The sequence below is a fragment of the Bacteroides bouchesdurhonensis genome (genome assembly GCF_900155865.1).
GTDB lineage: Bacteria > Bacteroidota > Bacteroidia > Bacteroidales > Bacteroidaceae > Bacteroides > Bacteroides bouchesdurhonensis.
This window is the reverse complement of record NZ_LT707006.1, coordinates 2,586,053-2,610,502: the sequence shown is the minus strand read 5'-3', so window position 1 is coordinate 2,610,502 and position 24,450 is coordinate 2,586,053. Positions and strand designations below refer to the sequence as shown.

Annotated in this window: 24 protein-coding genes and 2 pseudogenes; 12 read left to right on the top strand and 14 right to left on the bottom strand. The window is 38.4% G+C overall.

Annotated features, from left to right (window positions below; all coding sequences use genetic code 11):
- Positions 1–397 precede the first annotated feature (397 nt).
- Positions 398–586, bottom strand: a complete 189-nt coding sequence (locus tag CZ225_RS10770; protein ID WP_034523158.1) for a hypothetical protein — start codon at positions 584–586, stop codon at positions 398–400.
- Between the two features lie 174 nt (positions 587–760).
- On the opposite strand from CZ225_RS10770, the gene CZ225_RS10765 reads away from it, so the two are divergent.
- From CZ225_RS10765 to CZ225_RS10730, 8 genes are all read left to right on the top strand, one after another.
- Entirely contained in the window at positions 761–997 is a 237-nt protein-coding gene (locus CZ225_RS10765; RefSeq protein WP_005836494.1) for a helix-turn-helix transcriptional regulator, read from the top strand.
- Between the two features lie 152 nt (positions 998–1,149).
- Positions 1,150–2,307, top strand: coding sequence for a hypothetical protein (locus CZ225_RS10760; protein ID WP_032598404.1), 1,158 nt, complete (start codon positions 1,150–1,152; stop codon positions 2,305–2,307).
- The gene (gene dcm, locus CZ225_RS10755) at positions 2,307–3,431 is read left to right on the top strand and encodes a DNA (cytosine-5-)-methyltransferase (RefSeq protein WP_005837603.1); all 1,125 of its coding nucleotides are present in this window, start codon (positions 2,307–2,309) and stop codon (positions 3,429–3,431) included. The genes CZ225_RS10760 and dcm overlap by 1 nt, the downstream gene beginning before the upstream one ends.
- Before the next feature lie 4 nt (positions 3,432–3,435).
- Complete coding sequence (locus CZ225_RS10750; RefSeq protein WP_005837604.1) at positions 3,436–4,272, top strand: hypothetical protein; 837 nt, start codon at positions 3,436–3,438, stop codon at positions 4,270–4,272.
- A gap of 101 nt (positions 4,273–4,373) precedes the next feature.
- Positions 4,374–6,173 (top strand): DEAD/DEAH box helicase, encoded by a 1,800-nt coding sequence (locus CZ225_RS10745; protein ID WP_225684370.1) that lies wholly within the window; start codon positions 4,374–4,376, stop codon positions 6,171–6,173.
- An 11-nt stretch (positions 6,174–6,184) separates the two neighbouring features.
- Complete coding sequence (locus tag CZ225_RS10740; protein ID WP_005837606.1) at positions 6,185–7,798, top strand: ATP-binding protein; 1,614 nt, start codon at positions 6,185–6,187, stop codon at positions 7,796–7,798.
- Between the two features lies 1 nt (position 7,799).
- Positions 7,800–8,624, top strand: coding sequence for an HNH endonuclease (locus CZ225_RS10735; protein WP_005837607.1), 825 nt, complete (start codon positions 7,800–7,802; stop codon positions 8,622–8,624).
- Between the two features lie 6 nt (positions 8,625–8,630).
- Entirely contained in the window at positions 8,631–9,128 is a 498-nt protein-coding gene (locus CZ225_RS10730; RefSeq protein ID WP_005837609.1) for a very short patch repair endonuclease, read from the top strand.
- Positions 9,129–9,200: 72 nt separating this feature from the next.
- Here the strand turns inward: CZ225_RS10730 and CZ225_RS10725 are convergent, their stop codons facing one another.
- The 12 genes and pseudogenes from CZ225_RS10725 to CZ225_RS10670 form a co-directional block, all read right to left on the bottom strand.
- Positions 9,201–9,875: a hypothetical protein gene (locus CZ225_RS10725; protein WP_005837610.1), complete on the bottom strand. Its 675-nt coding sequence runs from the start codon at positions 9,873–9,875 to the stop codon at positions 9,201–9,203.
- On the bottom strand, positions 9,872–10,417 hold the full coding sequence (locus CZ225_RS10720; RefSeq protein WP_005837611.1) for a hypothetical protein: 546 nt from the start codon (positions 10,415–10,417) through the stop codon (positions 9,872–9,874). The genes CZ225_RS10725 and CZ225_RS10720 overlap by 4 nt, the downstream gene beginning before the upstream one ends.
- Entirely contained in the window at positions 10,414–10,959 is a 546-nt protein-coding gene (locus CZ225_RS10715; RefSeq protein ID WP_077154050.1) for a topoisomerase C-terminal repeat-containing protein, read from the bottom strand. Before CZ225_RS10715 ends, CZ225_RS10720 begins: the two co-directional genes overlap by 4 nt.
- A gap of 26 nt (positions 10,960–10,985) precedes the next feature.
- Positions 10,986–11,726 (bottom strand): hypothetical protein, encoded by a 741-nt coding sequence (locus CZ225_RS10710; protein ID WP_005837613.1) that lies wholly within the window; start codon positions 11,724–11,726, stop codon positions 10,986–10,988.
- 5 nt (positions 11,727–11,731) lie between these two features.
- On the bottom strand, positions 11,732–12,919 hold the full coding sequence (locus CZ225_RS10705) for a toprim domain-containing protein (RefSeq protein ID WP_005837614.1): 1,188 nt from the start codon (positions 12,917–12,919) through the stop codon (positions 11,732–11,734).
- Positions 12,920–12,948: 29 nt separating this feature from the next.
- Positions 12,949–13,830: pseudogene (locus CZ225_RS10700) on the bottom strand (zincin-like metallopeptidase domain-containing protein); the annotation flags it as partial.
- A gap of 112 nt (positions 13,831–13,942) precedes the next feature.
- A complete protein-coding gene (locus CZ225_RS10695) occupies positions 13,943–15,754 on the bottom strand; it encodes a reverse transcriptase/maturase family protein (RefSeq protein WP_005837616.1) in 1,812 nt (603 codons plus the stop codon).
- Between the two features lie 116 nt (positions 15,755–15,870).
- On the bottom strand, positions 15,871–16,095 hold the full coding sequence (locus tag CZ225_RS23350; RefSeq protein ID WP_129585791.1) for a hypothetical protein: 225 nt from the start codon (positions 16,093–16,095) through the stop codon (positions 15,871–15,873).
- A 223-nt stretch (positions 16,096–16,318) separates the two neighbouring features.
- Positions 16,319–16,774: pseudogene (locus tag CZ225_RS10685) on the bottom strand (ArdC family protein); the annotation flags it as partial.
- Positions 16,758–16,988 carry a hypothetical protein gene (locus CZ225_RS10680; protein ID WP_005837618.1) on the bottom strand — a complete coding sequence of 77 codons (231 nt, stop codon included), beginning with the start codon at positions 16,986–16,988 and terminating at the stop codon, positions 16,758–16,760. The pseudogene CZ225_RS10685 and the gene CZ225_RS10680, both read right to left, overlap by 17 nt.
- A 29-nt stretch (positions 16,989–17,017) precedes the next feature.
- Complete coding sequence (locus tag CZ225_RS10675; RefSeq protein WP_005837620.1) at positions 17,018–18,349, bottom strand: MutS N-terminal domain-containing protein; 1,332 nt, start codon at positions 18,347–18,349, stop codon at positions 17,018–17,020.
- A gap of 11 nt (positions 18,350–18,360) precedes the next feature.
- On the bottom strand, positions 18,361–19,146 hold the full coding sequence (locus CZ225_RS10670) for a DUF4099 domain-containing protein (protein WP_080597354.1): 786 nt from the start codon (positions 19,144–19,146) through the stop codon (positions 18,361–18,363).
- An 83-nt stretch (positions 19,147–19,229) separates the two neighbouring features.
- On the opposite strand from CZ225_RS10670, the gene CZ225_RS10665 reads away from it, so the two are divergent.
- The 4 genes from CZ225_RS10665 (at position 19,230) to CZ225_RS10645 (ending at position 23,762) form a co-directional block, all read left to right on the top strand.
- Positions 19,230–19,868, top strand: coding sequence for a glucosaminidase domain-containing protein (locus tag CZ225_RS10665; protein WP_005837622.1), 639 nt, complete (start codon positions 19,230–19,232; stop codon positions 19,866–19,868).
- A gap of 145 nt (positions 19,869–20,013) precedes the next feature.
- Positions 20,014–20,439 (top strand): hypothetical protein, encoded by a 426-nt coding sequence (locus CZ225_RS10660; RefSeq protein WP_005837623.1) that lies wholly within the window; start codon positions 20,014–20,016, stop codon positions 20,437–20,439.
- Positions 20,439–21,017, top strand: coding sequence for a hypothetical protein (locus CZ225_RS10655; protein WP_005837624.1), 579 nt, complete (start codon positions 20,439–20,441; stop codon positions 21,015–21,017). Before CZ225_RS10660 ends, CZ225_RS10655 begins: the two co-directional genes overlap by 1 nt.
- 405 nt (positions 21,018–21,422) lie before the next feature.
- On the top strand, positions 21,423–23,762 hold the full coding sequence (locus CZ225_RS10645; protein ID WP_005837626.1) for a KAP family P-loop NTPase fold protein: 2,340 nt from the start codon (positions 21,423–21,425) through the stop codon (positions 23,760–23,762).
- A gap of 8 nt (positions 23,763–23,770) precedes the next feature.
- Here CZ225_RS10645 and CZ225_RS10640 read toward each other — a convergent pair whose 3' ends face one another.
- Entirely contained in the window at positions 23,771–24,448 is a 678-nt protein-coding gene (locus CZ225_RS10640; protein WP_005837627.1) for a TraX family protein, read from the bottom strand.
- Between the last annotated feature and the right edge of the window lie 2 nt (positions 24,449–24,450).

The following is a 24,450-nucleotide window of genomic DNA, read 5'->3' as shown; positions in this document are numbered from 1 at the left end:
TGTATGAATCTGTCGGTTGAAACTTGCCTGGTATCGGGATACGAAGCAAGTCAGCCGGTAAGTTTTCGTAGCATAAGGCAAGTTGTTCCGGCATCGCATGAAATACGAACAGTCGGAACAGCTTGCCTGTATTTTAAGACGAGTATTCAGGGATATAGGACGTTCCGGCATTGCAAGCTTTAGCCTGCATCATCGGAACGGCCTGCTTGTTTTCGTTTTCAGACATGTTATCGATAATCAGTTGCCAATGTCAGAGTCTTTGAAGTGAAGAGTAGCGCAACCTTAATGGTTCTGTCTTTGGCAACTGTCCTGATTTATCTGTATGGTTGTATAAACCTGTCGGCTGAAACTTGCCTAGTATCGAGATACGAGATAAGTCAACCGGTAAGTTTCCGTTTTAGAAGGCAAGTTGTTCCTGTATCGCATGAAATACGAACAGTCTGAACAGCTTGCCTGTATTTAAAGGTAAGTCTTCAAGGAAATTGTCCGTTTCGGAAGTGCAAGCTCTAGCCTGTATCAACGGAGCGGACTGTTTGTCTCCGTTTTTCAGACCATTTCTAATGGTAACATAAGTTGTTAATGTCATATGCCTAAAATACTGTAAAGCTATTCAGTGCAGCAAGAGTCACTCAAATCTGACAACCACTTTATTCTATTGCATAAAACGCAATAGAAATGGAGATATAGCTCGAAAATATGGCTATAAATCTTACATATATACATCTTTTTATATTATTTTTGCACAAACAATTATATACTTATGGCAAAAGATATAAATCGTATTAAGGTCGTTTTAGTGGAGAAAAAACGAACTAACAAATGGCTTGCAGAAGCTTTGCAAAAAGACCCTGCTACTGTTTCAAAATGGTGTACAAACGTTTCACAACCATCAATAGAAACTTTAGTTGAGATTGCAAGAGTACTTGAGGTCGATGTTAAGGATTTATTGGTGTCTACCACCAATGACTCTGTTTATATAAAGATACCTAAAGTATGATTAAATAGTGATTCCCCGATAGATTTTCTATTATATGGTTATCACCCATGATAATGTAAGAATCATAATAATAAGAGTATGATTTTTATAGATAAAAATATCTTTAAAACATTATTCTGGTTATTAAAACGGGATGATTAAGAAAGTATTGTATGGGCTTAAATATGAATGAGAATTGGTTTGAAATAGTTGAGATATTAAGAAATACATTAGACAGTAATTACAGCAAAGCTGAATTTGTTTCTGCAGTAGAAAACTGTTTTAGAGTCCTAGGATGGAGGAAGACTAATGGCTCTTTGATTAAGAATTATAATTTACCTAATGGCTCTAATGTTGATATTGTATTGTCTAAAACTTATGGAGAAAATGTGCAATCCGATTATATTCCTGTTTTTATCCAGTGTGGAGAATTTCAGTATAATGAAACAGATAATGTAAGCTTTGCAATGGATGAATTATTGACAGAGGCAGCCATATCCTTCGGTAGTTGTATTAAGTTTTTCTATCGTAATAATCAAGATATAATCCTTAGTAAAGAAATCCTATTAGAGGAAAGTAATCACGAAGGAATACAAATATCAGATTTACTTTTGTTTCAACATTTCAAAAAGTCTTTAGTTCATGACTATATAACTTCACTAAATGAAAAAAATGAGGTTTTATCTAAATTACGTTTGGATATTAAACGTATTTCAGAGGACAGGAATATACTTAAATCCATATTCTCAGATTTTCTCGTGCAACAGGGATATGACAGGGTGTTGATTGAAGAAGAAATGCGGAATCTTGAAATTGTTGTATCGCAAAAACAGCTTTGTTCTAAAGAAATGGAAAATCATTCTGCGAGTACAAAGGATACAACACGTTTCTCTTTTAATGGAAGCCAGTTTTATCCTAAAAAAAGGTTTGTTCTTGCTGTAGTAAAGCAATATGTTAAAGAACATCCTGGTATCACATATAATGAACTTGAAAGAGTGTTCCCATCGGGCATAATAAGTAAACAAAGAGGTGTCATACGTCCATTATCAGTTGTACAGGAATGGATGAAAGACAATGCTGATTTGTCTTCAAGATATTTTCTTGAATCAGATGAATTAATAACACTAAATGACGGACTTCAGTATACTGTTTACAACCAATGGGGGTTGAAACAATTTAATAAATTTCTGGAAATTGCTCAGTCCATGTATATTGTAAATAGTGATAAAAAAAATAATGATGTAATAGATGATATTCCTGAACATTTACATAAATCAGTATTGCAGATTTCCAAGGAATCTTTACAATCGTTTGTTAAAAAGAAAAGTTGATGAAGAAAAATAAATTTACATTTATAGATTTGTTTGCTGGTATTGGAGGCTTTCATACTGCAATGCATAGTGTTGGAGGAAAATGTGTGTTTGCCAGTGAATGGGATAAATATGCACGAATTTCATATGAAGCTAACTATAAAGATATAGAACCAGATCTTTTCCAAAAAGATAGTTATGGGAATTATCTGTTTTTTAACAACGATATAACAGAAGCAATACCAGAAAGTATTCCTGCATTTGATGTCTGTTGTGGAGGCTTTCCTTGTCAACCCTTTTCTATTGCAGGTTTAAGACGTGGGTTTGAAGATACTCGTGGAACTTTGTTCTTTAATATAGCTAATATTGTTAAGCAAAAAATTGATTCAGGTATTCCACCAAAAGTGTTGTTCCTGGAAAATGTAAAAGGATTGAAGACTCATATGAAAGGCGAAACACTTAAAACGATTTTAGCAACATTAGATGAATTGGGGTATGCATATAACTATGATGTTTTAAATGCAAAATATTTTGGGGTACCTCAAAATAGAGAAAGATTGTTTATTGTTGCATGGTATAAAGACATTGTTAAAGCTACAACTTTTAAATTCCCCTATGGAATAGCACCTGATGGTAGTACAATATATGAAAAATCGAAAGATCTTGGAGATAAGGTAATAAAGACCAAAGTTTCAGATATTTTCGAGCCAGAAGATTCTATTGATAGTTACTATACTATTAGTGATAGGTTATGGATTGGTCATCAAGAGAGAAAGAAAAGGAACAAGGCTAACGGTAAGGGATTTGGCTATTCACTTTTTAATGAAAATAGCGTATATAGCAGTACAATATCTGCAAGATATTGGAAAGATGGTAGCGAAATTCTTATTGATCAATCTGATAAAGGATTAAATCCCAGAAAACTAACTCCAACTGAAGCAGGTCGTTTACAGGGTTATCGAATTATAGGGAATGGCTGGAAATATCCGGAAAATGCAGATAACCAAAATTATAATTCTGATAATCTGGAATTTCATATAGTTGTTCCAAGAAAGGAGGCATATCATCAGTTTGGAAATAGTGTCGCAATACCTGTTATCAAAAGATTATCAAAAGAAATTGTCGAACAATTATTAAAAATATAGGCATATGAACAAAGTGATAGATACGGAACAAGTCATTGAATCAAAACAGATTCTGAAAGATTTACATCAGGTTCTTGTAGATGCAAAGAAAAGATTTACTGATGAGTTCATAGCGCAGGAGGTTAAGCTGAGTGATACATTCAAAGTTACCTTTCGTAACATGTTGAATAAAAAAAACTGTACGGTAGAATATTTCAGTTATACTACAGTTGTAAATAATACTTTTGGACAACAAATTTATATAGCTAACCAATGGTTTGTAATTGCTTCATATTTTGTTGATTTTTGTTCGGAGATGTTAAGCTATCAGAGTCTGTTCTTTAAGATTTGTGAGCGTATTGGGCTTAATCATAAAGGAATGAAAGAATATGCGACCAGATTAAAAGAGGCTCCAACTATGGAAGATAAATCCAGTTTTATGGCTACAGCATTGGAAATGCTTAATGATGATTACTCTGATGTACATGATGATAAACATAAAGTTGCAACATATCTTTGGAAATTTGTAAGTGATTATTCCTGGTGGGCGGGAAATAAAACTGTGGACAGAAATGACTTTTATTTCTCTGCGCTTCTTAATCAAATGAATGTAGTGAATGCAAGTGCTGGATATTTGGCAACAATAGCATGGTATTATTCCTGTGTTCTTTCTTTAAGGTTGTTGGTAGATAATACAGATAATTTTACTATTGACTTGAAAAAGAAAACTATAACTGTAAAACCATATAAAACAGAGCCTCAAACTGATACTAAACTTTGTGAATCAAACGAGATTTATAAAGCCAATAAAGGTATCTCTATAAGTGCGGCAAGTCTGGAAAGGTTTCAATCTATGAGTTAATTATGAAGGCAAACTGGATTATATGTGATAACCATTTGGCGCTGAAGGATGGTAACAATATTTACCATCTAAGTGCTTCAGAGATTTATTCTTTCTCTGATATGAATAGAATAGACGGAATAGAATGTGAAAGCCCTTTAGTAGATTTACCGGCTACTCGTTTCTCTAAAATAGGAGCTGCTGCAAAAATCATGTTGACCAGCAGTGTCGAAGGTGATATATATTTCAATGTTTATGCTATTCGTAAAGGTAAACAGATAACTGTAGATATTGTAAATGGATTGCTTATAGATCAGTGCATATGTGACAATATATGGTTCTATATAACAGAAACAAGCAGTATAATTCAGGAGATAATTACAAAGTCTGGAATAGTATCTTCTGGGCGTATTAATTTAAAACAGTATTTAAGCGTTATTGAACAAAGTATATTTGGTGACTTAGATGTTGTTGAGAATCATGTAGAGCAATCCGTTTTACATAAGCCAGTAGTTACAGATTCAAGTATACCAAAGGACCTTAAAGCCACATTATTCCCTTATCAAGAATCTGGATATTCATGGATAAGGACTATGTTAGAAGTAAATAACGGATGTATCCTTGGAGATGAAATGGGATTGGGGAAAACTATGCAGGTAATAACTGAAATGTTATATTTGAAAAGTCAGTTTATGACCCCAATAATCGTTGTTGCACCAATATCACTTCTTACTAACTGGCAAAGGGAATGTAAGAAGTTTGCACCGTCACTTAATGTTATAGTTCATTATGGGCCTTACAGGATAAGCAATTTTCGGGATTTTTCTGAATTTGATGTGATCATAACTTCCTATACTACTGTAATAAGTGATATTCATATGCTTAATATGATTAAGTGGAAAATGGTTGTTTTGGATGAAGCTCAAAGTATAAAGAACCCTGACAGTTCCAGAACTAGAGCCTGTAAGCAGTTGAATAGAGTAAGAAGCCTTGCGGTTTCTGGAACCCCTTTTGAAAATCATATAACGGATATATGGTCATTGGTAGACTTTATTCAGCCTGGTTTGCTTGGCACACTTAATACATTCAAGAAAAACATTACTGATGACATTGAAGGTGGTAAGAAAATTGAGCCAATACTCTCTGCACTAATGGTACGTAGACTTGTTTCAGATGTAGCTAAAGACTTGCCTGAGAAGATAGTATCTACACAGCCTCTTCGAATGTCGGAGATAGAGTGTCAACAATATTGTAATTATCTGGAAGCATTGAAGGATGGAATGGATACAGAAAATCCTTCTCTTGGAATGTTACAACAACTACGCATATATTGTACACACCCGTATGCAGTAAAGGATAGTTCTTGTAAAGATGATCCATCTGTAGTGTCGGTTAAGTATCAAAGATTTTGTGAAATTGTTGAAGAAATTATAAGTCGGAAAGAAAAAGTAATTGTTTTTACTTCATATAAACGTATGTTCGAAATATTTGAAGAGGATATACCTGTCAGGTTTGGAATTAAAATATGGTCTATAAATGGAGAGACACCAATAGAAGACAGGCAGTGTATAGTTGATAAATTCAATCATTTAGATGAACCGGCAATGCTGGTCCTTAACCCGAGGGCAGCTGGAACAGGACTTAATATAACAGGAGCGAATCACGTAATACACTATAATCTGGAGTGGAATCCCTCTCTTGAAGACCAGTCCTCAGCACGTGCATACAGACGAGGTCAAGAGAAGACTGTATTTGTTTATAGATTATATTACACTGATACAGTAGAAGAGGTTGTAAATGAAAGGATTGAAAGGAAACGTGATATTGCTTCATACGCAATTATAGGGAATGATGGTAAGAGCCAAGATAAGGCAGACATTCTTAGAGCTTTAGAATTAGTACCTTCAATAAAAAATAATTAAAAAACATATATATGATTACGACAGTTCAACAAAAAACAGAAGAGGATTTTGAGTTACTTCCTGATCCTGAGAGAATTGTAAACGGATTAAGGGATACTGGTTACAATTTTAATACAGCAGTTGCCGATATCGTTGATAATTCAATTGCGGCAAATGCAACAAAAATCAATATAGAAGTAAACATGGATCCAAACATGCAAGTTAAAGTCTATTTTGCGGATAATGGTTGTGGAATGGATTTGGACGGTTTGAAGAATGCAATGAAATACGGTTCAAAAGAACGAATAGAGAAAAATTCTTTAGGTAAATTTGGATTAGGACTGAAAACTGCATCAACAGCATTCTGCAAACAATTCTCATTGATTTCCAGAAATTCACCTGATTCAGAATTGAGGAAGGTTCAGTGGGATTTAGATTATATAGCAAATAACGGTTCTTGGTTATTACAATTTCCTGTTATTGATTCAGATGAAGAGGATATGTTGAATATGGTAGCAGAAGGAAGTTCTGGTACTCTTCTTGTTTGGGAGAAGATAGACCGTCTGATGAAAAATTATAAGAATTTTAAGAATGCACAAAATGGGTTGAATAAAATCTTAGAAGAACTTCGATTTCATCTGTCTATGGTATTTCAACGCTATCTAGATAAAAACGATAGCCGTGCACAAAATGTTGAGATAACAGTAAATACACAATCAGTTTCTCCATGGGATCCATTTTGTACTAAAGAGAAAAATACAGAACTCTTACAGGAAGAAGATGTACCGGTTGATATGCCAGATGGTACACAGCTTAAATTCCATATTGCAGCTTATATTATTCCCAAAAAAGGAGAATATTCCAGCATAGAGGCTGAGAAATCTGCCCGTGGTAGTAATGATTTTCAAGGAATTTATGTTTATAGAGAAAATCGTTTGATACACAGTGGAGATTGGTTCAGCCTTTTGAAGAAAGAACCACACTATTCATTACTGAGAGTTGATTTTTCATTCGATTATACACTTGATGAACTACTTAGTATCGATATTAAAAAGTCCCGTATTCTTCTAATAGGAGAATTGGCAAGCTTTATAATGAAATTTTTAGGAGCACCCAGACGTGAAGCTGAAAAAAGATACAGAGATACGGAGAATAAAAATGTTCATAATACTGGTAGAGGTGCGCACATCTCATCCAATCAAAATATTGACAGTAAAGCTCCCGAACTAGAAGGTTCAACTATTACTCCTATTGATGATGAAAGTGCTGAAATAGTTAATAGCAATGGTAAGTTTACCAAAGCTATATCAATTCTTCATAATGTAAATCCTCAGGAGAATCGTGTTATACCAGTTAAAACCATTGAGGGTAATGCATTATGGGAGCCAGCACTTGCTGATGGAAAACATGCTGTTAATATCAATGAAAGCCATCCATTCTATAAAAAAATATATGGACCTTATTTAGCTCAAAATTTAGTTGTTGAAGGTCTTGATGATCTGTTATGGGCACTTGCAGAGGCTGAAAATACGACAGTATCACAGTCATCAATCGAGAACTACGAAGATATGAGATATACAGTATCTAGAATTTTAAAGAGGCTTGTAGCAGATTTACCTGATCCTGAACTCCCAATAGAAGAATAATATGGAAGAGCTGTGTCTTAAACTAAAACAAGATTTAGAGAACTACTTTTCAATGCCATTTGAAATACAACCTGTCTTTAAAGATGGAGAGGTACATTATGTGTGTTCTCCTTATAATGAAGACCAGATGTATTTCAGTGTAGAAGTTTATATACACAATAAAATCAGGCTAGTTATTGAAATATACCCACAAAAACACGGTGGGTATATTCTCAATGAAATGGCTCATGCACCAGAAGAAAAGCAATCTACTTTCTTTTCGTATAAACAGATGCTTGTGGATAAAGGATTAAAATCTTGTTATTCAGTAAATAAATCTGATTTATTGGAAAATAAATGGCCAATTACGTGGAGAACATTTGATTTTAAAATGACTAAAATACCTATACCGGATAATGTTAATGAATGTGAGTCTATTCTTGTTGAATTGGTAAGATACAGCTTTGAATTAATATTCTCTCTTCTCACTATAACTGATATAAGTGAGGAAGAGTTCTTACAAAAAGCTGTTCAGACTGAAGGTACCATTCAAGAAATTAAATCTATTAGATACGAACGTAACCCTATTAATCGAAAACTATGTCTTTATAAAAAAGGATATACTTGTGCTGTCTGCGGTATGAATTTTCAAGATGTATATGGGGATATAGGAAAAGGATTTATAGAAGTACATCATACAACACCTGTTTCTAAAATGGGCGAAGGGTATAACTTAGATATTGAGCGAGATCTAGTACCACTTTGTTCCAATTGTCATTCTATGACTCACAGGAGGAATCCACCTTATAGTGTGGAAGAATTAAAGGAAATAATTAAACTGAAATAATCATTTATGGCAGACCGATTGACTAGAGAACAACGACATAAAAATATGTCCGCAGTTCGTAGTAAGAATACCAAGCCGGAGTTACTGGTCCGTAAGTTCTTGTTCAGCCGAGGCTTTCGCTATCGGCTTAATCATCCTCGTCTGCCGGGGCATCCTGATCTTGTATTGCGGAAATACAGAACTGTAATATTTGTAAACGGCTGTTTTTGGCATGGCCATGACGGATGCAAATATTTTGTATTACCCAAAACAAACTCTGAGTTTTGGAAGAATAAAATCCAGAAAAATAAGGAGCGTGACATAAAAGAGCAAAAAGAGCTGGCTTCCATGGGATGGCACTGCATAACAGTATGGGAATGTCAACTGAAACCAGCACTTCGTGAACAGACTTTAAAATCACTGGAGTATACGCTTAATCATATTTTTTTGAGTGACAGAAGGGTAAAACCTTATGAGGATTATGAGAGTGAGCATTTGTTGGCTGCTGAACCTGATTGTGACTGATAAATGTCTGTTAAGAAGAAAGTCTAAATATAGTATCTGAAACTTCACAGATGACTATATTTAGACTTTTATTTATTTGGTTGTATATATAGAAATTATCGGCCTGGATTTATGAGGTTGATCTTTCGGTGTCTCCTGAATAGTTCCTGACTGCATAGAGTAAAGCCAGGCCTTATTCTCCTTTTGCCCTTCCACTTCAGTAGAAGACCATAACCAGCATTCACCAGGATTCAGATTAATCGAAGTTCCACCGACTTCGGTTATACACTTATTAATCTGATGCCGGACAGCGAACAGATAAGAGAGTTGCCGGACAGAAGGAATATATGCCGATTGCCCATAACTCCACAAATCAAAAGTCCTGATAGCCATCGGTGACTTGACTTCATCGTTATTGAACAAAGAATAGGTGTTCTCATTTCCGTCCTCGTCAGTCAATGATGCAGAAGTACCCTGGTCAATTCCAAGACTGTCGGCAAAAGCCAGCGGTTCAATATCATGAATGTAAACTGCATAACCAAGATTGTCAGCTTCAGCACTACGGTTTACATGGAAAACTATGGCAACAGCTTCTTTGTCAGATTGCTTGAATTTGTCCATGGACAATATATTGCCGTCCGAACAAACCACATTGCCGACTTGGAGGGAAGATAAAAGACCGTCATCTTCTTCATGCTCACAATGACAGGAAGTGAGCATCAGCCCACTCCATGCCAGAATCGGTAATAAAAATCTTTTCAGCTTCATAACAGTGGAATTTCAAATGACCTGATTACACATTGCGCTTCCTTGTCCATAATGAACCAGTATTCAGAACGGTATGGCTGTCCGTCAGAATCAGTGGCTTCATATTCTATCTTTACCTTCCAGCCGCTGAACGGCTTGCGTTCATGGCTGGCTTCATCACCTGCAGGCTTCAGTTCCCCCGTAACCATCAGAGAGCGGAGTGCCGTCATGGCATCCATCTGACGTTTCATCTTTCCGGACATCCCGTGACATTCTGAATCCGGATTATCAAAATCCGTATCCTCCATAAACCTGCGGCTGATTTTCATCATGGCCACAGAAAGAGCCATCTTCTCCTCCATGGTAACATACTCACGGCCAAATACAGAGTCAGGTTTGCTGATACCGACAATCTTTACAGCTTCCGGGTTATCCACCGAAGCCATCAGTGCCTTTCTTGCCATATCCTGAGCCTTATTCTCGCTGTTGCCGGAACAGGCACTTCCCATTCCGAGCAGAACTGCCACTGCAGGCAGTATCAATAGTTTCTTTCCCTGTTTCATATCTTTACGATTTGAAGTTTGTCCGGAGCCAGACCGAGACGCTTGCGGTAAATGGAACCGTCCTCCCGGTACATCTCCAGTTCGGATGAAGTAATGTTCTTCTCACAAAGTTCCTTCGCCTCTTCCAGTGTCAGCTGATGGCCTCCTATATTCCTCCAGATGGCGAATGAACACGGTGCTTCCTGATTGCTGTAGTTGGAACAGTTGAAAGCCCTTGTTCCCACACGTACCTCGCCGCCGCAGTGCGGACACCTGCCGATAACAGACTGCATATTGACTACACCGTCATCAGCAAGTTCCAGAACTGTCGGGAAAGTCTTTCCTTCCTTGGTGGCAAAGCCGTCCAGAAGGATATGGCGTTTCTCCAGAAATTCGGCAATCTCCCCGTCATTCATTTTCCGGTTGCCGATGATGGCATTGATGTTGAGCACACAAGAAGGATGCTCACCTGTGTTGTTTTCGCAGCGATACCCCTTGCAGGTCTTCACCACGTTGCCGCCGCAGAACGGACAGCGTCCTATAATCTTCTTTTCTGAATCCATATTCCTGATAAGTTACATTGTTTGAATTAATTGAATGAGAATCCCCGGTTCCAGTCCGCAACGATTCCACCTATTATGTTCTTGCCGGACATCACGCTTGCCCATCCTTCCGGGTCAAGAGAGAACCAGAGGTCGTTCCATGAGAGTGTGCGTACCTGCCATGCCAGGATAAAAAGGTCGGTATTGACAGCCTCCAGTCTGGTCAGTACCTCGTTTGCTATGTAGTACCGTTCGGAAGAACTGAGCAGGTTTACCTTGTGCTTCTCCTTGCCTCCGTCAGAACCGCCTGTATCATAGCTTCCGGAAGTCACCAGTTGCTTCATGAACGGATAAAGCGCAGCCATCTGGGTTGCGGCATCAGCCAGCTCGTCCGAGACGATTGCAGCAATTGCCGTTCCCTTCAGGTTACTGCCGACCGATTTGAGCAGCAGGCTGCAGTTCTGAGGTATCTCCGTGGCCACCAGTTCCCCGGCACGCTTAATCTGATAGAGATTCTGCATGGCACCCTGTGCATTGGAAAGATATTCCAGCATCTTCTCCTCCACACTGTGTACCCTGTCGAGAGCGACCGTTACGGCAGTCTCGGCAGCAATGATTTTCTCATGAGCCTTCTGACGCTTGTCATAGATATTCTTCAGAGTGGAAGTCTGTGCAAAGACAGCACCCGTCAGAGTCGGGTCTGTCTGTTGTGCAAAAGTGTCCGTACCTTTCAGCAGAAAAACCGCCAAAGCAATCACTACCGTTATTCTTAACTTGATTCTGTCCATCTCATTTAGATTTTACGTCCTTTATTCCTTTGTTCACTCAGATTCTGTTCACGTTCCTCCTTATGAGGTAAAATCACCGGCTCCATCGGCCTGTTCAGCAGACAGTCGTTCCAGTCCTTGAAAGCCTTCGGAGGAAGCCACTGTCCCATACGGTACCGGATGTTCAGCTGCCTGGCAACCTGGGCCAGTAGGGGACGCTCCATGTCAGGCTCGAATACCTTTCCCTTCGTTTCAATCCGGATGCCGCCGTCAGTCCTGCTTATCTTCATCTGAATGCCTTCCTGCAGGGCCATCATGCGCAGTCCGTATATTCGCCCGGCCAGGTCGTTGTCAAAACAGTCGAAGGCACGTGCATTGGGAAACCGTTCCATGACTCCGGTTATCTGCCGGTCGGAAAATGTGCCGCCCAGTGAAACCAGAGCCGCACTGTCCCCAATCTGTATCCGGTTCATCTGGTAGAAGGCCATGGCATCAAAAGCCGATTCACAGAAGAACACGCTTCTAACATTGTCCGGACTGATACCCGAAGGAACAGCCACCCATGCCGAAGATGACGAATCCGTACCGGCAGCCTTCGACTTGTAACCGCCATGTCCTCTGATTTCATACCCCCTGACTTCATTTCCCTTTCCGTCAGTATATGGGAATCCGATATTGTAGCCTTCAAACTTTCCGTTGTTCCTGTCCCTTATAAGGGAAATAAAGGGTGAAAGAACCGTAACGGTCGCTTTGGACAGTCCGCGCCGGAAGAACAGTCCCGGTATTTTTTCGGTATCAACCGGCTTCACCTCATATCTGGAAGCGTCAAACACACCGGATGATTTTCCTGCCGATTTAACATACTCCCTGTCCTCCCTGTATTCCGGTTCCGGCATGTTGGCAAAGCGTGCCATGACCTTGGCTATCTTCTGCCATTCATCCTTTCCCGAAATGGTAAAGGAAGACAGATTCTCACGTATGAGTGTCACCACATCGCCCTTGGAACCATCACGGCGGAAGAAGGTCTGTGCCGCCTTGTCGTTCGGATGGCTGACAATCAGCGTATCCCTTTTGTTACCACCTTCACCGAGTACCAGCTCGATGTAACGTCCGATACCGGCTTTCCTGTCCAGACGGTATCCCAGAGCATATGCAATGTCATCAATCCCCACACGGGATTTCATTTCCCTGAAATTAACCTTGTAGTCACTCATGCTTTCCGATTTAAGATGTTATACAGATTTCATATACCAAGTCCTGTACCGGCATTCCGATTCCTGCTCATCATAGTAATCTCCGGTTCGTATGTCTTCCGTGCCGTCATGTTCAGGAAAGCCTCCTTGTCCTTCCAGTCCGTAAGCTGGAAGAATGTTTTGGCCGTTTCCCTGGAAACCTTCTTCAGCCCCAGCTCCACACCATCGTATGACGCACGGATAGCATAGTCTCCGGAACGGGTCTTGACAATGGCCGCATTCTTGAAAGATTTCTCTTCGTCAGCACTCATTGAAGTCAGCGGGTCATTCTTTGCCAGATAAGGCTGTTCGCCGAGAGCCAGACGCTGTTTATCCACATGGTCAAGAATCAGGTCGGAAGCTTTGTTCACGTCAGCCATGACTGATACGATAAACTTCGGTTCCTGTTTCAGTACACCAATCCATGAGTCCAGATAGGCAGCCGAGTTGTCCGTTATCCTGGAATCAAAGCCCATGGAATGGCTGATCATGGCAGCCGTAAGTTCCGCCACCAGCTCCTCCTTGGCATATTTCGGGTCACCGAACCTGCCGCCCATCTCCCTGTTCAGACGCTCCGGTGTCATGGTGGAGTGAGTCATTTCATGGAGCATGGTAGAATAATACTCCATTCCACCACGGTAGGTTTCTTCCGGAGAATCACCGATATTGAACTGCGCCTTCATGGGCAGCACTACAATATCCTTTGAGGGAGAATAATAGGCACCGTTCTCACGCTTATCGGCACGTATCGGACATAGCCACTGCTGCGTCTCTACCATACGGTCGAGTGCGGCATGGGTGTACATACCTTCCGTATCCCTAAGTTCCGGAACTTTGAACCTGTCCATGAGTTTCTGTATCCTCTCCGGCTGTACTTCGGCTAAGTTGGTCTGTAGGCTCGGTACAGAGTGCCTTTCTGCCTTTCGGCAGTAGGTTTCTCCGTACCTGCCCCCGAACCGTACATACATGTCTCCATGTATACGGCTCTCCATTAGTAAACTCACATTATTTTCCATTGAGCTGTATTTTAGCATAACAGGATTCACACACTACAAGTGTCTTACGATGTCTCGACAACATCAACTTGCCCCATGGAGTATCTCCCTTTAGCCCAACAAGAGTGCGTATATGGTGCATCACGACGTTAGTGTCAGTTGCACCACACATTTCACAGGTTTGTTGTTTCAACCTTTCTGCGAGGCTTGGTTTGGGAACATACATAGTGCAAGGGGTACGGTCGAGAAAATCGTCCGTTAATGCGCTTTTACGTTTGAATCCCTCTTTATAGAGTATTCTGAACCGTTCTTTGCCTTTTGCATCCTTATATGGGATGCCAAAATTCTTGCCCTTACGGTACTTGTCTCTGATTTGCCCTACATGTCTTCTTAATTTTTGACCAAGAGTCATATAAAGACTATACTCCATAATGTAGCCGAAATCGGCACATGTTGACGAAACATTGTTGGCTATGCAGTAATAGTTGTAGAAGCCTTTGATTTCCAAGTTGAATTGTGCAAGGATGTCTTCGGGTTTCATACCGACCATTTTCTCCCGTGATTTCGGCTTCCATACATCTTTGCCGTTTTCGTTCGTAAACTTTACAGCATCGTAACTAAGAAGCTTCTGTTTCACAGTTTCAGAAGAGAGCATAAGCATGACCTTGCCAACAAATTCTCGTTTTTTGATTCCTTTGCTGTTCCTTTTAAACACATCCAATGTCCTGACGGTGATGTCAAAACCGAGGAACTTTGCGTTCTCTTTCGCATGGGTTATGAGTGTCTTTTCGGCAGAAAGTTCAAGTTTAAGGTTGCTCATCATATACTCTGTGATGTCCGCCTTTATTTGTTCACAATCTGCTTTGGACCCTATAACTCCAATCAGAAAATCATCTGCGTACCTCACGTATTTCAATCTCCGATAATTTTCATCCATTGGAAGTCTGCATGGCATCTTGTTTTTCTCTTCTTGCATGGCTTTTATTTTCGTCAATAATTCAGCTTTTACAGTTTCATCTGTTTCCGCTTTCCATTTCTTTCTTAGGTTTACTGTTTTCGTGTTGAGACAACAGTATTCTTTGTTATAAGACCTTTCTTTCCCTTTGTCAAATCGTGAAATGTACTTTTTCATGTACTTGTCGAATTTGTCAAGATAGATATTTGCCAAAATTGGGCTGATTATTCCACCTTGAGGAGTTCCCGAATACGTGTTGTTGTACTTCCAGTCTTCGATGTACCCTGCTTTGAGAAACTTTCTGATAAGGCGAAGAAACCTTTCATCTGCAATACGCTCTCGCATAATGCTGACAAGTACATCGTGGTCTATGTTATCGAAGAAGCCTTTTATGTCTCCCTCAATAAACCACTTTGCACCTGTAAAAGTCCTTTGAATGCTTGTCAGAGCGGTGTGGCAGCTCTTATGAGGCCTGAAACCATGAGAGGTGCTTTCAAAGTGCCCCTCATAGATGGCTTCAAGAATCATCCGAACTACCTCTTGCACAAGCTTATCCTCTACGGATGGTATACCAAGAGGGCGTTTCTTGCCATTCTTCTTTGGTATATACACCCTTTTTGCAGGATTCGGTTTGTAGGATTCATTCCTAAGTGTTTCGATGATACGTTCGATTCTTCCAATGCTCATTTGGTCTATGGTCTGACCATCCGTGCCTGGAATCATATTGCCTGGCTTTGCATAAATGCGCTGATAGGCAATGCAAAACATCTCTTTGTTGAACAGAATGCGGTACAGTCGCTCAAACTTATAGTCCGAGACCTTACTGTGTTGGCATAATGTGTTTAATACAATCTCTGGATTTCTCATAACGAATCTCTCGTTTTCTTTTGTTTGTATTAAAGTTACTAACTACTCCCCTTCGCCATGTACAAGGTTTTCCCTTGCTCGGACTACTACGGGAGTTCCGTTACCTTGTCGGATATTCAGAGGCAAATCCTCATAGCTTTTCGGCGTTCCGATTTAGGTAATCTCCGTTTAATCACGTAATAACGTCTGGTAACAGATTGTCGGATGCGACTTTCGTTCTTTTCTCCGCTTACTGCGGTCGTGTCATGGTTTGTTCTTGCTACTCGCCTTGGCTCAATAGGCGGTAGTACCACGATATGACGTATGTAACTGCCTTCCGCCACAACTACAACTTGTGTCACTGAACTATCGTTTAACCAATCAGGCTTCATCCTCATATCTGTCTTTCCCCTTGCAATTCAGTCGTAGCTTGGCAATTAGCTAACTTATCGCTTTGCTGACGTGCTGTGTTTCTCTTTGAGTTTCCTCTCCAAGTAAGTCAGTCGGGGATAGGTCTATTGTTTATCTCTAAACTTTGAACACTAACCTAATCTCTTATTATCGAGATATTTATTACGCGACCATTACGGACGCACGCGCCACATTGTACACCGGGAATGACTTGATGAAAGGAATGACATCCACATCCTTCTTCTCTTCCTTGCTCATTGCACGGTATTCCTCCGTGCTTATCCTCTTGCCGTGACTGTCCTTTATCATCATATCCCAATACACCACCGGGAAGGCCTTTTCACCCTTCAGGACATGAGCCTTCAGGTTATGTGCCTGCTTGAAGGTCAGATATACCGGAAGCTGGTAGTTCATGGCTGCGGTATGCATCTGAAGGAAGAAGGAATTGGAACCTGAATAGTTGCGGCCACCCACGTTCTGCGGCAGTCCGGCATAACCCGATGCGCCGCCAATCCATCCCTGTTTCCATCCGGTATCCTTCATCTGCTGCATACGCTCAATCATCATTGCAGCGAATCGGTCTATGGCCGCCTGTCCGCTGTTTCCCTGAGTGTCAGTTCCAGATGCCATAGCTGTCGTCATCCATTACCTGACGGTCCATCTGCTCGATGTCCGTCTGTTCCACATAGAACTCAGCCGATTCATCCGAAGGGTCCGTACCGTGTGAACGGCACCACTCCAGATAATCATCTGCATTCTCACTGTCCATAACAAAGCGGAGGAAACCGATTTTGCCCTCCTGCAGAAGCTCCACAAGCTCCTCATGATTCATTTTAGCTGACATATAACTTGTATTTTAGTTTTCTGATTATGTTACATTTTCATCGAAGCCGATTTCTCCACCTTTGCGGTGTTGGCAGCAAGCATACCGGTTATCTCCGTATTCAGATATTTGGCTGCAATCTGTTCCCTTGTGGCCGTCTTGGTCTTGAAAAGCGAATAGCCGTCATCGAAGGAGATTTCATGCCGGGAAGTCTGTCCTTTCTCTCCGAGGTCAACCGACACTTTCCACTTGTTGTCATTCCTGTCCTTGGCTACACGCACACCCTTGGGGTCAACACCTTCAGGAAGCTGATATTTCTCGTATGCGGATTTCAGATGCAGACGTTCCCCGAAGTTCTTCTCAATAAGCTGGTTTGGAGTAGCCACCCTGTCGAAGTAGGCATTCAGGTCCTGGCGTGAAGCCACGGCAGACATGTTGGTATCCCCAACCTGAACATAGAACTTGTATTTCCCAAAGTCAGGACGCTGCTCGTCCTTCTCCTTATAGACATTGAACTTGTTAACGGTTATGGAACCGTCCGGTCCTGCAATCTCCATCGGCATACGGAAGGCTTCCTCAGATACCTTCGGCATCAGCTTTGTCGGATAGTAGCGTTCCATCAGCTGCGGCACCGTCATTTCCTTGTTCTGATAGGCAGCAAGGTCGGCTGCATCCATCTTCTGCGGCTTGAGCTGCTGTCCGTCAATCTTTGCGGTAAAGTACCAGTCGGCAGGATTGGTAGTACTCTGGTAGGCATGACCATGAGTAACCTTTTCACCGTTGGCAGTCACCATCTGCGGCTCACGGGGCTTTCGTTCCTGGGCTGTTTCCGTTTTCTGTTCGTCCTTCTTTTCGGTCTTTACCTCATTATCCGTCCCGGTTTCAGCTTTGGTCTCAGCTTTGGTTTCAACTTTGGCCTTCGACTTCTTTTCCCTTGCAGGTTTTACATCAACAGTGTTCTCCACTGTTCTGTCAGGAGCTTCCTGCGCACCCTGTTCCTTTTTCTTCTTTCCCATATCTGTATTGTTTTGAATGGTTCTGTCATTAATTTCAGTTTTATCCTGTCCGGCCTTCTTCTTCAAAGAACTGTTCAAGGCATCACAGATTGCAACCCTGATTCCGGAACGTATCAGTCTGGGCAGATAAACGTCAAGTGCCGATTGTGGGAATGATGCAACCTTTACAGGTCTCTTGTAGTCAGGCAGCATCCTATTTGCAATCTCGATGGCAAGCACTGTGGCAGCCTTGACTGCATCCTGCTTATAGAGTTCATAGAAACTGTTCCGTCTGAACAGCAGCATGGCATCCGGATGCTTCTTTTTCAGTTCGTTGAACTGCCGGATGATACCGGTATCATTATCTGAATCTGTCTTTTTGGCCATAGGAATCAGTATTAGAGTTTAAGACTGTTTGCTTTTGTTCCCTTCTGGGATGGAGAGAGTGAAATGGCACGCTCAACGGACTGTCTGTCCACCACCTTCTTATACTCCCAACGGTTCTTGTCAGTCATGACAAGGCCGAGGTATTCAGGATGAATCTCATCATAGTGGAGCTTCTGCTGTCTTTCCCATTCCTTCATGTCTCCCTTGATAAGCTTGAATCCCTGCTGCTCCTTCAGGTCAATGCCGACCGAAACCTTCTCGCCGCCCACATTCAGTTCAACAGGTTTTCCCTCCCGTACCTGCTGCTTCTGCTGCATACCCAGTTCAATGTCGTTCACCTTCTCCATGTCCTTCAGACGCTTCTCCAGCTTTATGTCAGTGACACGCCTGTGAATGACGGATTTCGTTTCCGGATCAAGCTGCAGATACTGCTGAGTCTTTTCACCGTTTACGTTGACCGCCTTCTGTATTACCTCACCTTTGGCCAGACGTTCAGCCTCCTGCTGAGTAAGGTTGAGAATCTTGTTGCGTTCCCAGTCCAGTTCGGCACGTACCGGATAAGCTATAAGAGCCGGAGCACCGTTTTTGTCTGTAGTCATCTGAAGTTTCATCGGCATGGTGATGATGCTGCCGTTCCTTGCGTTGATGGATACCTGCATGATGGGAGTCACTTCACCTGCCATCAGCTTCTCCTTCACTTTCATGGGTAAACTGTCTGCCTTTTCACGGTCGATACCCAGTATTGCCAGTTTTTCGTATGGCAACAAATCGGACTGATTTCTGTTGTGCATTTCCATATTACTGTAATTAAGCTATTATATTTGCGGTTCTAACCGCCTGAATGCCACAAATGTATTTACGGCAATCCCCTGAAAAAGAAATGCGCAACACTATTCTGATTTCACTGCTGTTAATACTGCTGCCGGTAAGCGTATCGGCACAGTTCTATACGATAACCAGAGATTCGGAACTCCTGCCAACAGAAAGACAAAAAGAGGCCTACAAGCATGTAGAAAAGGATGTTATAAAAAGGGAAAAGAGTAAGATAATGACAAAGGATACCCTGATTGTCAGGCCGGACAATCAGAAGAAATTGGATGGTAACAGCCGAAATAGTGACAGGAAAGCATCCCTGAAAAGAGAACAGCAAAAGAATGTAGATGACATTATAAAAGCAGAAAATCAACTTCCTGCACTTACCATCCCCAACCTTTATAAAGAAATCATAAGAAATGGAATCCTGTACCCAAAAATAGTTTTGGCTCAGGCTATACTGGAGACCGGATGGTTCCGTTCGTCAGTATGCCGGAACAAGCACAATCTTTTCGGGCTTACCAATCCACGCACAGGGAAATACTATGAATTCAATCATTGGACAGAAAGTGTCCGGGCTTACTATACAAAAGTTCAATACAAATATAAAGGTGGAAACTATCTGCTTTGGCTTGATGAGATTGGGTATGCGGAAGATCCGAAATATATTATTCAATTAAATAAAGTATTCCAAATGATAAGATAATCAATAATAAAACCCACTAATACTCAGAGGCTACTTTAATAAAAGATTTCCGGATAGAAATCTTATTTTTATAAAGAAGGAATTTTGTTAAAACAAGAAATAACTGTATATTTGTTTTATTTAACTGAAAATCATCTTTTTATATATGACTACACACAAGAAAACTATGCCCCCTTTAGGGAAATATGAAAAAAATGTTGTTAAAACCGCTAGATTATTAGATAACTTTCATAAATCTATTTATGTAGTAGCTGGAGCTAAATGGAAAAAATATTCAGCATGTAAAACGAATGTTTCATATAAGACTACAGAAGAATTAATGAAATTATTTGATATAAGACTTCAAAAAGCACTTTTACCATTAGGACAATTAGGTACAAAACCTAAAGGATGCCCTAATTATATAGGAAATTGTGCAGAGCAACATGCATGTAATGAAGTATTACTTCAAGATAAGGAATTTAAAGCAAAAATTAAAGATATAAAATTCAGTTTGGCTTATAGACCAAGGACATGCCAGATTGTACCTTATTGCTCAAATTGTACTAAAACTTTTAATATTCATAACTAATGGAATATACAGAAAATGAAATGTTGAATAAAGATATTGATTGGTTTATTCGAGTTAGGTCAGAGCTTATTCATGTGGCATCAGCAGGCACTTTTCTGCCTAAAATAATTCAATATGCAAAGGAGGATAATGAAGAAAGGTTTAAGTTCATTCGTAAACAACAAGATTGTTACTCTAATATTGATGTTGAAATTAATCCATTGTTACGTGAAATATTACATATAGAAGAATACGTAGATGAATATAGTCTGGTTTTAGAAGCATTAAATATTCCACTAGGAAACGATATTATTAATACATACTTGGATAATTTATATATTCCTGCATTTTCAAAATATGCTCGCAAAGGATTTATTTCTTTTGATTCTACAGGTATTAATGATAATAACTCCCAGTTGTTTCATTGGGTTGCAAGGCCTAAATCAAATATTGCTAAAGATTTAGAATTATACTCTAATAAGAATTTACCATTATTGACTGGTGAAGATGACAAGTGTAGTAATCTTATATCTATTTTAAGAACTAGCGATAGTCCTATACCACTAGTAGATTTAATTGATAAATTAGATACGAATTAATACAATCTAGTTTATATAGAATAAGGAATAGGGTTACTGGTTATCAATACCCTAAAACCTTATTCTATATAATGTTGAATTTATTTGATAGTTTTATATTAAATAAAGTTACTTTTATGAAAAAGAACAATAAATCAAATATCTTATGGTTAATTATTTCATTACTAACATTATTCTATACTTGGCTAGGTTATGAAAAATTTTGGTTAGAAAAATTTAATAAATATCTTCTTAATGTTTTAGATGTGCCCAATAATTTACTACTCAAAATAATTGTTCTTTTATTGGTGCTTTTTTCTATAAATACACTTTTAAGGTGCTATAAAAATAAATATTTATTAAGTAGCAAACAATTGATAATCATATTGTTTTCATGTATTGTTTATATAAAGTATAGATTTATAGATGATATATGTTTTTAAGAAATTCATAGGATTTATATCTTATACTGATGTTATATTTTCATTATTACTCGTGTTAGATTGTATATGTATATTCAATTTATTATTCAAAAAAAATGCAATAACTATACATGCTGAGAATAAACTTATAAAAGATGATCCTATAAAATATAATTCAGAAGATTTATTGGATTATTCTACACATGCAACGTTACTTTCTAAAGAAATTAGCAATCTAAATTTATGTAAATCATGGAGTATTGGCATTGTTGCTCCATGGGGTTTTGGTAAAAGTTCCTTTCTTAATTTATTAGAAAGTGAATTAAGTAAAATCAAAGGACAAAAATTTATTTTTCTTAGATTTAATCCTAGAAATTCAAATGAGGTAAAAAATATTCAGAAAGATTTTTTCATTGAATTATGTAATATTTTGAAACCATATAACTCGGAATTCAATTCAATGTTCAACGAGTATATGAAGGCATTAATGGTTTTAGATAATAAAAAAATTATAGAAACCATTAGACAACTCATTAATTCTAATAGTAAAGCTAATTCAAAAAACAATATATCAGAGGCATTAAAAAAACTTCCTTGTAAAGTAGTTATAATAATTGAAGATCTTGACAGATTACTTGCAAGTGAAATAATTGAGGTGTTTAAACTAATAGAAGGCAATGCTTCATTTCCAAATACAGTGTTTATTACTGCATATGATAAGAAACAAATTAATAATGTCATAAGTGATAAATATGCAGATGAATTATCTTTATTCTCAGATAAATTTTTTAATTATGAGTTTATTTTACCAATCAGACCTTATAATACTATTCATTTATATATAGAGAAAAGCATTTTAGATGGATTAAAAATATCAGATGAGAATCATGCTTTGTTTACTGCTCCATTGCGAGCTAATATTGACATACTTTCTAAATATATTTTATCTATAAGAGACGCAAAAAGATTTATAAATCTTTTTCTTACTGATTATAATGAACTTAAGGATGAAGTAGATTTTAGAGATTACCTTTTAATAAGCTTGCTTAAATATAAAAATCCTGATATTCATAGAAAGCTTTATAAAAAGGAATACTTGATAGATGATTATAATTATTATATTATTAATAAAAACATTGATAAAAATAATAAATATTATGATATAATCCAAAGACTATTTCCTTCTGAAAGAAACCCTAATGAGGATAATTATAGAAGGATATTCTCTGTAAAGTCATTTGACATATATTTCATTAATCAGATTTATGGAATGTTAAAGAAAGAGGATATGAAGTATGTATTGAATCCAGAGAATAAAGATTTTAAACAACGTATTGAAAAATGGAAAAATGAGGGTAAATTGAATGATTTTTTTGAGTTTCTTGATACAAGAAATATTTTAACCTTTAAAGATAAAAACCAGCTAAAAAGATTTATCGAGTGCTCCTTTTACATTTCTTCGGATATATACAAGATACATATATATATGGTTATTCTTAATTTATTGTATAAATCAACCGCCCAATTATTTGTAGATAAGTATAAGTTTGATAATGTTGAGGAATACTTAAATATCGTAAAAAAGATTATTCAAGACAATCCTCAATGTCACAGTTTATTGAGTACATTAATAATAAATCATTGTGATGGAGAATTTAGAGAAAATCAAATATTATTTTCAAAAGAAGAGTTGTTGAATTATAATAAAACATTTTTCTTGGCGCATTTGAATAAAAATCGTAATATAGACGAATCACATATGTCTATGCTTTATTCATGTATTGATAACCTGGAACCTGATTCTCGGAAAATTATATTGGATAAAACGTGCTGTTCAATGATAAAGGAAGCAATAATAGAAAATCCTAATTATTATATAAATTCATTTGTGCGATTAGGTGGTGCTTCAAGTAATCCAAAGTACGTGCCTATAGCTTGTGAACCTTTCTGGATTCAAATATTTAATTCTAGTAAATCTTTTAGTCATTTTGTTTATAGTGAAAAGAATAATGCGGTTACAAACATAGAGTGTGTTAAAAATTTTTGGAAAATTTATAAACATAACGATTTTAAAATAATAGAATCAGAAGGAGATTGGAATGCGGAAATTGAAATTAAAGATAATTTAAAAGGATTAATTACCCTTCTAAATAATATTAAGAAAGTAAGGGATAGATTTTATACAATCAAAAAAAAGTATCAGAATAAAGAAATTAATAAAAAGATTTATTTAGAAAAATGCAATGAATGTTTAGATGACTTAGATAATATAAAACTAGGAATCAAACTAAAACAGAGGATACGAGTTGAGATAGAAAATTCTATTAACGAAATCGATAAATAAAAGATTTATCACAAAATAATAACAATTAAATGTACAGGGTAAAAAGCATAGAAACCGTATTTTGCTATGCTTCCCTGCACAAATCCTCTTGTTCCATTATATACATAAAGAATTATGCAAGCCATTACAGAGCCGATTACCCCGTAGTGTATCATCAAAACAAATATGCAAAAAAATTGCAGACCTCTACTATATATGAAAGAGTGGTCATATCCATTAAAAAGGTAAAATATAACAATAACAAGAATTCCTCTCCACTCATAATCCACTCCAAACCAGAAAGCGAGTCCGGCCATGCCAAATGTCCAAAGAAATCCAAGTACTAGACTACGCTGCAGAAAATTTTCAAGAACCATGAGCGTGGCAACTCCCAAGGCAAGGGTAAACATTACATTATGTGTCCCGTCAGCACCATTGAGCAGATACCAGGGTATTTCACTGATTACGGCAAAGCCCAGCAGGGTAAAGAAATACCTGTACCTGTTCCTTGTATGAATAAACCCTTCCGCTATCAGGAAGGCAAACACAGGAAAAGCAATGCGCCCTATACAGCGCATCGTCTCGTATAATAATGTACCTTGTTCCATCAGATAGAGAGCAACATGGTCTATCACCATGGAAATCATGGCAATGACTTTCAGGGCACTGCCGCTAAGTCCGGATTTTGATTTTAAAGTCAGATTCATAG

What these genes read in the sequence shown, in the direction of transcription:
- CZ225_RS10770 (WP_034523158.1), bottom strand. Translation starts at nt 586, where the DNA reads ATGACATTAACAACTTATGTTACCATTAGAAATGGTCTGAAAAACGGA.
- CZ225_RS10765 (WP_005836494.1), top strand. Translation starts at nt 761, where the DNA reads ATGGCAAAAGATATAAATCGTATTAAGGTCGTTTTAGTGGAGAAAAAA.
- CZ225_RS10760 (WP_032598404.1), top strand. Translation starts at nt 1,150, where the DNA reads ATGGGCTTAAATATGAATGAGAATTGGTTTGAAATAGTTGAGATATTA.
- dcm (WP_005837603.1), top strand. Translation starts at nt 2,307, where the DNA reads ATGAAGAAAAATAAATTTACATTTATAGATTTGTTTGCTGGTATTGGA.
- CZ225_RS10750 (WP_005837604.1), top strand. Translation starts at nt 3,436, where the DNA reads ATGAACAAAGTGATAGATACGGAACAAGTCATTGAATCAAAACAGATT.
- CZ225_RS10745 (WP_225684370.1), top strand. Translation starts at nt 4,374, where the DNA reads ATGAATAGAATAGACGGAATAGAATGTGAAAGCCCTTTAGTAGATTTA.
- CZ225_RS10740 (WP_005837606.1), top strand. Translation starts at nt 6,185, where the DNA reads ATGATTACGACAGTTCAACAAAAAACAGAAGAGGATTTTGAGTTACTT.
- CZ225_RS10735 (WP_005837607.1), top strand. Translation starts at nt 7,800, where the DNA reads ATGGAAGAGCTGTGTCTTAAACTAAAACAAGATTTAGAGAACTACTTT.
- CZ225_RS10730 (WP_005837609.1), top strand. Translation starts at nt 8,631, where the DNA reads ATGGCAGACCGATTGACTAGAGAACAACGACATAAAAATATGTCCGCA.
- CZ225_RS10725 (WP_005837610.1), bottom strand. Translation starts at nt 9,875, where the DNA reads ATGAAGCTGAAAAGATTTTTATTACCGATTCTGGCATGGAGTGGGCTG.
- CZ225_RS10720 (WP_005837611.1), bottom strand. Translation starts at nt 10,417, where the DNA reads ATGAAACAGGGAAAGAAACTATTGATACTGCCTGCAGTGGCAGTTCTG.
- CZ225_RS10715 (WP_077154050.1), bottom strand. Translation starts at nt 10,959, where the DNA reads ATGGATTCAGAAAAGAAGATTATAGGACGCTGTCCGTTCTGCGGCGGC.
- CZ225_RS10710 (WP_005837613.1), bottom strand. Translation starts at nt 11,726, where the DNA reads ATGGACAGAATCAAGTTAAGAATAACGGTAGTGATTGCTTTGGCGGTT.
- CZ225_RS10705 (WP_005837614.1), bottom strand. Translation starts at nt 12,919, where the DNA reads ATGAGTGACTACAAGGTTAATTTCAGGGAAATGAAATCCCGTGTGGGG.
- CZ225_RS10695 (WP_005837616.1), bottom strand. Translation starts at nt 15,754, where the DNA reads ATGAGAAATCCAGAGATTGTATTAAACACATTATGCCAACACAGTAAG.
- CZ225_RS10680 (WP_005837618.1), bottom strand. Translation starts at nt 16,988, where the DNA reads ATGTCAGCTAAAATGAATCATGAGGAGCTTGTGGAGCTTCTGCAGGAG.
- CZ225_RS10675 (WP_005837620.1), bottom strand. Translation starts at nt 18,349, where the DNA reads ATGGCCAAAAAGACAGATTCAGATAATGATACCGGTATCATCCGGCAG.
- CZ225_RS10670 (WP_080597354.1), bottom strand. Translation starts at nt 19,146, where the DNA reads ATGGAAATGCACAACAGAAATCAGTCCGATTTGTTGCCATACGAAAAA.
- CZ225_RS10665 (WP_005837622.1), top strand. Translation starts at nt 19,230, where the DNA reads ATGCGCAACACTATTCTGATTTCACTGCTGTTAATACTGCTGCCGGTA.
- CZ225_RS10660 (WP_005837623.1), top strand. Translation starts at nt 20,014, where the DNA reads ATGACTACACACAAGAAAACTATGCCCCCTTTAGGGAAATATGAAAAA.
- CZ225_RS10655 (WP_005837624.1), top strand. Translation starts at nt 20,439, where the DNA reads ATGGAATATACAGAAAATGAAATGTTGAATAAAGATATTGATTGGTTT.
- CZ225_RS10645 (WP_005837626.1), top strand. Translation starts at nt 21,423, where the DNA reads ATGATATATGTTTTTAAGAAATTCATAGGATTTATATCTTATACTGAT.
- CZ225_RS10640 (WP_005837627.1), bottom strand. Translation starts at nt 24,448, where the DNA reads ATGAATCTGACTTTAAAATCAAAATCCGGACTTAGCGGCAGTGCCCTG.